Genomic DNA, 8,466 nt, shown 5'->3' with positions numbered 1-8,466 from the left:
TCTGTCGCACAATCTTTGTGCGGTATTGCCTTTATTCTCAGAAAGGAAGTTTTATTATGGGTTTCTTGACCAACAAAACCGCCATTATCACCGGTGCCGGCAGAGCTGTGCTCAGCGACGGCAGATGCGGTTCTATCGGCTATGGCATTGCCACCGCCTATGCCAAAGAAGGTGCCAATCTGGTCATCACCGGACGGAACACACAGAAGCTGGACGCTGCCAAGGAAGAACTGGAACGCCTGTACGGCATTCGTGTTCTGACAGTGCAGGCTGACGTGAACGCCGGTGCGGACAATGCCGCCGTTGTGGAAAATGTGGTACAACAGGCAGTGGACACCTTCGGGGACATTCATGTGCTCATCAACAACGCACAGGCATCTGCCTCCGGTGTCACGCTGGCAGACCACACCACAGAGCAGTTTGATCTGGCGGTCTACTCCGGCCTGTATGCCACATTCCATTACATGAAAGCCTGCTATCCTTACCTGAAAAAGACACAGGGTTCTGTCATCAACTTCGCCTCCGGTGCCGGCTTGTTCGGCAACTTCGGACAGTGTGCCTACGCCGCAGCCAAAGAGGGCATTCGTGGTCTGACACGTGTTGCCGCTACCGAATGGGGCAGAGATCACATCAATGTCAACATCGTTTGCCCGCTGGCATGGACTGCACAGCTGGAAAACTTCAAGAATGCCTATCCGGACGCATTCGAAAAGAATGTCAAGATGCCGCCGGCAGGACATCTGGGCGATGCAGAACTGGAGATCGGTCGGGTCTGCGTTCAGCTGGCTTCTCCGGATTTCAAGTTCATGACCGGCGAAACCATTACACTGGAAGGCGGTCTGGGACTGCGTCCGTAAAGGAAACCGTCACACAACACCATATCCATTCCGGCAGGGGCACACGTCCCTGCCTTTATTTTTTCTTGAACACCAGCCCCATGGTGAACCCGTGCGACTGGCTGTCGTTATAGGTGATGTGGGATTGCTGGATTCGCTCCCGCACGTCCTGCAGGTTACTCAGCCGCTTCAGGATCTTCGCCGTGTTCCTGGCATCTGCCAACGCCCCGTGTTCCGTTCCCTCGAAATAGATCTGCATAGAGCCCAGTGCATTGGTCAGGTTCATCTGGCGGGTAAATCCATACATTCTCTGATGCAGTCGCTGCAAGTCCACCCAGTGGGTGTAGAACATATCGTGCAGCGACTGTTCCTTGAGATCTGCCTCGTTCAGAATTACGTTCTGATCGGAATTGCTCCATGTATAAAACCGGCTGCGACAGTCTGAACCGATCCAGTCTGTAAAGTTCGCCATTGCCTCTGCGTAGGACGGAGCCGTTGCCACCGTTTCCTCCGTGATTCCGGTAAGCACTGTCACCCGCGGCAAGACTCTGCTGTACTGCGGCTTGACATAAGTCTGAAACTCCTCCAGAACCGCATTCTGCTCGTTCAGCTTCACCGCACCGATCTCCAGAATCTCACTTCTTGCAACTGCCTGCAAGTCCGGATCTCGAATCGGCGTGAACTCCAGATCCAGAACGATCTTATTTCCCTGCATATGCATTACTTCCCCTTTTTTCACCAATTGGATAATGTCATTATAGCATATCCCAGAAAAGTTGACAATCTATTTTGACATAATTTGCGTTTATTTTGAAAAAATCGGGTGCAGACAAAACATCTGCACCCGATTTCATAGTTTTTGTTTGTTTTTTTATGATTTTTTGTAATTTTACTTACCAAAACAAAATTTTAGTTTTACACTTCCATGGAAAAATGCTCTGGAACAAACCGGCTTTTATGCTTGAAAAACTGCCAATGTTTTCCTTACACTAAGCCGCACTCGTCGTAATCTTTCCACTTTTCCTGATTGACATGGCGGCGGTGTGTGGAGAGAGCGTAGACAATGCCTGCCACGCCCACTGCAATGGCAACCAGTACCATCAGTACGCCGCAAAGGGACGACTTTTCTTCTTTCCGTGCTTTCATTCTGCCGCACTCCCTTCTGTTGCAGAAGCGGCATCGGTCTGCCCCATCTCTGCCATTAACCGCTGCAGTTCTGCATCTACGTCCATATCATGCTGCAATTCTGCAAAGGTCTTTTCGTCCTGTGTGCTGCTGGAACCGGCGATCTCGGCAAATGCCTCTGCCTCTGCCTCCTGCCGTGTCACCTTTTCTTCCATGCGGTTGAACTTATCCATGGCACTGGAAGAATCCAGACCGCCCACCGACTGTGCCAGATTCTTCTGGGTCTTTGCCATCTGAGAGCGTGCGATCAGCATTGCCTGACGGCTCTTGGCTTCGTCCAGCTTGGACTTCAGGGTTTCCACCTGTTCCTGTAGCTGTGCCGTCTGGGCAGCGATCTGCTCATACATCTGCTGATACTGCTTGACAGACTCGTCTGCCTTTACCTTATTGGAAAGTGCCTTCTTTGCCAGATCAACTTCGCCGGCATTTAGGGCAGCCTTTGCTTTCATTTCCCAGTCTGCGGAAGTCTTTACCGCATCGTCATACTGCCGCTTGGCAATGCGTTCGCTTGCCTTTGCCTTGCCCAGTGCGGTGGTGGCGTTGCTGACTTCCTTTTGCAGATCCAGAATGATCTGCTTTACCATTTTCTCCGGATCTTCTGCACGATCGATCAGGTCATTGATGTTAGACTTTACGACATCGCCAATTCTTGAAAAAATACCCATATTGTTCCTCCATGCTCTTTGAGCTTCCGCTCGTTATGATATGATAGCAGGTTTTGACAGACCCGCCTGTCGGCTTTCTGTGAGGGCTGCCATTGCCATTTTGATATTTCACGTTTCCTATATTATATCGTACTTTTTCCGTCTTGTCAAGAGAAATCTTACAAATCATTTACAAATCCGGCAGTTGTTCCGGCATTTTACCCAGTTTTTTCTGAAAACTGTCCCGATGCTTTTCGCAGGTTTGCGGGATTTCTGTTGAAAATCCTACAAAACGCTTACAATGCAAAAAGGGGTGTGCATTTGCTGCACACCCCTGTACGACGCACCATTTTATACCGTGCTGCCGTCACTTTTTTCAGGACAATACCGCACAAAGATTGTGCGGTATTGCCTCAGGATTCGGCGGAATCTTCCGTGCTGTCCGGCTCTGGCTCCTGCTCCTGCATCTGCTGCAAAATCCGTGCAACCGCGTTGCCGTTCAGTTTCGCGGAAACCTGTAGCTGGCTCATAGCGGTCTTCATCTGCCGTACATCAGAAGCCACCTTGCGGAACTGGTTCAGATCGTCCTGCATGCCGGTCAGGGATTCTGCCAGCTGGTAAAACTTGCGGAACTCCCGTTTCATGTTTTCAATATCCAGCACCATTCTGCCGAGGCTCTCCACCTCTTTTTCCTTTTGCCGCTCCAGTTCTTTTTTCTGTTCTGCCAGTTCTTCCTCCAGACGCTGCACCCGAATTTCCAGTGCCCGATTCTGGATCTCCAGCGTCCGGATCCACGCGGAATACCGGCGGTTGATCTGGTTCTGCCGCATGCCGAACACATGGATCTGATGCGGCCAGACTTTCTGCTTCTGGGTTTCCCATTCTTCTTCCTCGTAGGCATCAGAAGGAAGTGCACTATACCCCAGGTCTTCCTGTCCTGCTTCCGATTCCGGCGTGAGTTCCGAAGCGTCTTTCGGCTCCTCACCCTGTCTTTGTTCCAATTGTTGTGCCATATGCTCTGCCTCCCCTTGGGAATCGTTTCGGAGAAACACAAAATAAAGCCGTCAGGCGAGCTTTATTCCGCATTCCCTCAAATATGCTGTTTCCAGTATTCCAGTGTTTCCGCAATGGTCTGTTCCAGCGGGATCTCCGGCTGCCAGCCGGTGTCTGCCTGTAGCTTGGAAATATCGGCACGGATCACCGGCACTTCCACCGGACGCAGCTTGGCAGGGTCTACCTCCACGGTGATCTCCTTGCCGCTGTGTGCAATGATGCGATCCAGAATCTCCTGAATGACAATGGCTCTGCCGCTGCCCACGTTATACACCTCGCCGGACTTGCCGTGCTCGATCAGCAGGCTGTACGCCCGTACTACGTCGCGGACATCGGTGAAGTCCCGTGCCGCCGTCAGATTGCCCACACGCATCACCGGCTCCCGCTTGCCAGCCATGATCTCTGCCACCTGTTTGCAGAAGTCAGAAACCACGAACTGGGGCAGCTGTCGGGGTCCCACATGATTGAATGCCCGTACCATCATCACGTGCATTTCATACGCCTTGGCGTAGAGTGCCCCGAACAGGTTCTGTGCCATTTTGGTAATGGCATAGGGGTTCGCCGGATGCACCGGTGTGGTTTCGCTGACCAGACTGGTATTCGCCGGCAGAATGCCGTATTCCTCACCGGAACCGATCAGCAGAATCTTCGGCGAATAGTCCGGTATGTCCCGCACAGCGTCCAGCACGTTCAGGCAGCCGTGAATGTTGATGTCTGCCGTCAGCTGGGGATTTTTCCACGAATACGCCACGGAGCTCTGTGCCGCCAGATGCAGGATCGCGTCCGGCTTGTGCCGCACCAGCAGTGCTTCTACGGCATCTTTGTCCAGAATGTCCAGATTGTACGCCTCGCAGCCTTCCACTTCTACCGTTTCCTTCGGCAGCTTGGTCACAATGGTTTCCCAGCCGCAGTCCTGCAACAGGTGCTCTGCCAGATACCGTCCTACAAATCCGCCGCCGCCAATGATAAGTGCCTTCATGTTCTTTGCCGCCTTTCTGCAATTTCCGCCAGCGTGGCATAGACCTTGTCCACCACGTCTGCCTCCTCATATTCTTCTTCCACCCGTTTTGCCGCTGCCCTGCCATACTGCTCCCGCAGAGCCTTGTCATCTGCCAACTTCTGTATCGCCTGTGCCAGTGCCGGTACGTCTTCCGGCGGCACGGTGATTCCCGTCACGCCGTCCAGACTGACATGGGGCACACCGGTAGGCAGAGCCGTATTGATGACCGGCTTGCCGTAGACCATGGCCTCCTGCTGCACAATACCAAATGCTTCGCTGTTTGCCGTGGAGGGCAGCACGAAGATGTCACAGTCCGCAAAGGCTGCCCGCAGATCGGCTTCTTCCAGATTCCCGAGGAAATGCACCTGTGCCGCCATGTGGGCGGCCTCTGTGATCTGGTGCAGCTTTTCTTCCATTTCCGGCGTGCCGTGCCCCACGAGGAACAGCTCGCAGCCCTGCACCTGTGCAAACGCATGCAGCAGAACCTCGATGCCCTTATAGTAGACGAACCGTCCCACAAACAGCACCCGCACCGTTTCCGGATCCTGCTGGATCTGCCGCAGAATGGGCTTGCGTTCCACACTGCGGTACGCCTGCACGTCGATGCCATAGGGAATGATACGGCACTTGTCCGCGAACTGGGTCAGAAACGGAGAACTGGTAATGTGTCCCTCCGTTGCCGCAATGATGCAGTCTGCACGGCGGAGAAACCGCATCAGCAGCGGCTTATAGAACTGGAGCAGCGTTTTCTGCCGCACCACATCGCTGTGCCATGCGATCACAACACCGCCGCGATAGCCCGACAGCAGACACGCCAGATCTGCCAGCGGAAACGGTACGTGGAATTCCACCACGTCTGCCCACTTCGCCAGCTTCCGGAACTGCCGCAAAAAAGAAAAGGAAATGGGACAGGAAAAGTATGTGCCCAAGCTGGACGCATAGTGCACCGGAACACCCTCTACAATGCGATCCTCGCCCCTGCCCTTTTCCTGACAAACCAGCACCTGCACTTCCGCACGCTTTTGCAGTTCTCTGGAAAATGTCCGCACCAGACTTTCAATTCCGCCGATATGGGGATAATATGCTTTATTTACCTGCAAAATCCGCAGTTTTTTCTGCTCACTCACGGCAAGCCTCCTGATACACCGCGTACAGCTGTTCCGCAGAACGCTCCCACGTGAACTGTGCCGCACGTTTCGGACCAGCTTCCCGCAGCTTCTGCCGCAGGGCTTCGTCGGTGTACAGCTGTTCCAGACCGGCGGCAATGCTCTCCGGCGAATAGGGGTCTGCCACAACGGCATCTTCTCCCACTACCTCCGGCAGCGATGCCGCATGGGTAGTCAGCACCGGCACACCGCATGCCATTGCCTCCAGCGGCGGCAGACCAAAGCCCTCGTAGATCGACGGGAACACAAACGCCAGTGCCCCGCACATCAGCGGGCAGATCTCCTCGTCCGGCACATACTCCGTGAACTTCACCAGATCACCCAGCCCCAGTTCTTCCACCTTTTTGTAGATGCCGCTGTCCAGCCAGCCCTTGCCGCCGGCAAGCACCAGATACGGCGGGGCAGTCTTGCCCTGACGGAACTGGTCATAGGCAGCAATCAACCGTTCCAGATTCTTTCGCGGCTCCACGGTACCCAGATAGAGGAAATATTCCCGATCAATGCCGTATTTGTCCCTGACCGCCTGTATCGTTTCCGCATCTTCCACAGGGTGGAAGCGTTCGGTGTTCACGCCGCAGTATACCACCCGAATCTTGTCCGCAAACTGCGGGAAATAGCGAATGATCTCCTGCTTGGAAAATTCCGAATCCGTCACAATGCGGGTGGCACGCTTCATGGATTTTTTCAGTCCGGTATCCAGCATATACCGCGTTCTGCCGCGAACCGTTTCCGGAAACGTCTTGTACACCATGTCGTGGACAGTGACCACGGTCTTTCCTGCCACCTTGGGCGGAACGATATAGTTGAAAAAGTGGGTGACTTCCGCCTTGTCCCCGAAGTAATGCCGATAGGATATGGGCAGAAAGTTGGACACCAGCCGATAGACATAGCCGGACGCTTTCGCCCAGTGGGGCTGCACATTTTCCCGCAGATAGGGCTGGAGCCGCTGGATCTTGATCTCCTCATTCTTGCGGGAGAAAAATTGCAGCAAAAATTCGTCGTCAGGGTACATCTTGGACAGAGCCTGAATCTGCCCCGCTTCACAATAGCCAATTCCCGTCATGCGGCAGCCGATCAGCGGCAGTACATCAAATGCAATGTGCACTCCGTATTCCTCCTTCAGAACCGGTGGGCATAGCCGACCGCACCGGTTTTTTCCGGCAGCACTGCACCAAGTCTGTGCAGTGTTTCCTTTAGTTCATGATATGGAAACAAGGGCAGAGAAACTCTGCCCCTGTTTGATTGGTTTCGATAATATCGTTTATCCTAAGGAAACACTGCATAAAGCCCGCCTGACGGCTTTGCACGCAATCTGCGTACAGATTTTCCGTCATATTGCCCAGAAATCCCTTGCCAGACATACGTCTGCCTGCGGAATTTCTGACAATCTGCCAAAAAATCTGACTACGCATCTTACGCACAAGCTTTATGCAGTGTTTCCCTAATGACACGCTTATACGTTCTGGCACTTCAGTTCGTGTTCTACCAGAGCCAGATCGTTCTTTACCATACGCTCTACCAGATCGGAGAAAGAGATCTCACGCTTCCAGCCCAGAACAGATTCTGCCTTTGCCGGATTACCCAGCAGAACGTCTACTTCTGCCGGACGGAAGAACTTCTTGTTGACGGAAACGATGGTCTTGCCGGTAGCCTTGTCGATACCAATCTCGTCTACGCCGCTGCCCTGCCACTCTACAGTGATGCCTGCGTGTGCGAAAGCAGTTTCTACGAATTCCCGAACGGTGCGGGTTTCGTTGGTAGCGATGACATAGTCGTCCGGCTTGTCCTGCTGCAACATCAGCCACATCGCACGAACATAGTCCTTGGAGTGACCCCAGTCACGCTTGGAATCCATGTTGCCCAGTTCTACATGATCCAGCACGCCGAACTTGATTCTTGCAACAGCGTCTGTGATCTTACGGGTAACGAATTCCAGACCGCGGCGTTCTGATTCATGGTTGAACAGGATACCGGAGCATGCGAACAGACCATAGCTTTCACGATAGTTCTTGGTGATCCAGTGACCATACAGCTTTGCAACGCCGTACGGGCTTCTCGGATAGAACGGTGTCTTTTCGGTCTGCGGCATTTCCTGTACCAGACCGAACATTTCAGAAGTGGAAGCCTGATAGAAGCGGCATTCCGGCTTTACCGAACGGATCGCTTCCAGCATGTTGGTAACGCCCAGAGCATCGATCTCTGCGGTAGCCAGCGGCTGTTCCCAGCTGGTTGCTACGAAAGACTGTGCAGCCAGATTGTACACTTCGTCTGCCTGAGAGATCCGCATTGCGGAGATCAGGGAGATCACGTCCGTCATATCTGCATAGATGAAGTGGATCTTGTCCTTGATGTGCTCTACGTTGCCGTAATCCACAACGCTCTTACGACGCATGATGCCGTATACTTCATAGCCCTGCTCCAGCAGCAGTTCTGCCAGATAGGAGCCGTCCTGTCCTGTGATACCTGTAATCAGTGCATGTTTGCTCATAGTAATTTCTTTTCCTTTCTATATATCAGAAATCGTCGGTTTTGCTTTTGACGATTTCGATTTATGGCAATACCGCACAAAGATTGTGCGACAG

9 protein-coding genes are annotated in these 8,466 nt (G+C 53.1%); 1 reads left to right on the top strand and 8 read right to left on the bottom strand.

All coding sequences use genetic code 11. The features are described from left to right. Positions 1 to 56: 56 nt before the first annotated feature. Positions 57 to 857, top strand: a complete 801-nt coding sequence (locus RUMCAL_RS12275) for an SDR family NAD(P)-dependent oxidoreductase (RefSeq protein ID WP_021683261.1) — start codon at positions 57 to 59, stop codon at positions 855 to 857. A gap of 55 nt (positions 858 to 912) precedes the next feature. Here the strand turns inward: RUMCAL_RS12275 and RUMCAL_RS12270 are convergent, their stop codons facing one another. The 8 genes from RUMCAL_RS12270 to gmd all read right to left on the bottom strand — a co-directional run bounded on the left by RUMCAL_RS12270 (position 913) and on the right by gmd (position 8,372). Further along, positions 913 to 1,551 carry a 3'-5' exonuclease gene (locus tag RUMCAL_RS12270; RefSeq protein WP_051343856.1) on the bottom strand — a complete coding sequence of 213 codons (639 nt, stop codon included), beginning with the start codon at positions 1,549 to 1,551 and terminating at the stop codon, positions 913 to 915. 269 nt (positions 1,552 to 1,820) lie between these two features. Continuing rightward, complete coding sequence (locus RUMCAL_RS15645; RefSeq protein ID WP_021683258.1) at positions 1,821 to 1,982, bottom strand: hypothetical protein; 162 nt, start codon at positions 1,980 to 1,982, stop codon at positions 1,821 to 1,823. Beyond that, on the bottom strand, positions 1,979 to 2,686 hold the full coding sequence (locus tag RUMCAL_RS12265) for a PspA/IM30 family protein (protein ID WP_021683257.1): 708 nt from the start codon (positions 2,684 to 2,686) through the stop codon (positions 1,979 to 1,981). The genes RUMCAL_RS15645 and RUMCAL_RS12265 overlap by 4 nt, the downstream gene beginning before the upstream one ends. Before the next feature lie 392 nt (positions 2,687 to 3,078). Next, a complete protein-coding gene (locus tag RUMCAL_RS12260; RefSeq protein WP_040648171.1) occupies positions 3,079 to 3,678 on the bottom strand; it encodes a lipocalin/fatty-acid binding family protein in 600 nt (199 codons plus the stop codon). A 77-nt stretch (positions 3,679 to 3,755) separates the two neighbouring features. Further along, positions 3,756 to 4,697: a GDP-mannose 4,6-dehydratase gene (locus RUMCAL_RS12255; RefSeq protein WP_021683254.1), complete on the bottom strand. Its 942-nt coding sequence runs from the start codon at positions 4,695 to 4,697 to the stop codon at positions 3,756 to 3,758. Beyond that, positions 4,694 to 5,845, bottom strand: coding sequence for a glycosyltransferase (locus RUMCAL_RS12250; protein ID WP_021683253.1), 1,152 nt, complete (start codon positions 5,843 to 5,845; stop codon positions 4,694 to 4,696). The genes RUMCAL_RS12255 and RUMCAL_RS12250 overlap by 4 nt, the downstream gene beginning before the upstream one ends. Next, complete coding sequence (locus RUMCAL_RS12245; RefSeq protein WP_040648170.1) at positions 5,838 to 6,989, bottom strand: glycosyltransferase family 4 protein; 1,152 nt, start codon at positions 6,987 to 6,989, stop codon at positions 5,838 to 5,840. Before RUMCAL_RS12245 ends, RUMCAL_RS12250 begins: the two co-directional genes overlap by 8 nt. 348 nt (positions 6,990 to 7,337) lie before the next feature. Next, positions 7,338 to 8,372, bottom strand: coding sequence for a GDP-mannose 4,6-dehydratase (gene gmd, locus RUMCAL_RS12235; protein ID WP_021683250.1), 1,035 nt, complete (start codon positions 8,370 to 8,372; stop codon positions 7,338 to 7,340). Positions 8,373 to 8,466 lie beyond the last annotated feature (94 nt).

The organism is Ruminococcus callidus ATCC 27760 (assembly GCF_000468015.1).
Taxonomy (GTDB): domain Bacteria; phylum Bacillota; class Clostridia; order Oscillospirales; family Ruminococcaceae; genus Ruminococcus_C; species Ruminococcus_C callidus.
Note: the sequence above shows the minus strand (reverse complement) of the source record. Positions and strands in the feature narration are given on the sequence as shown.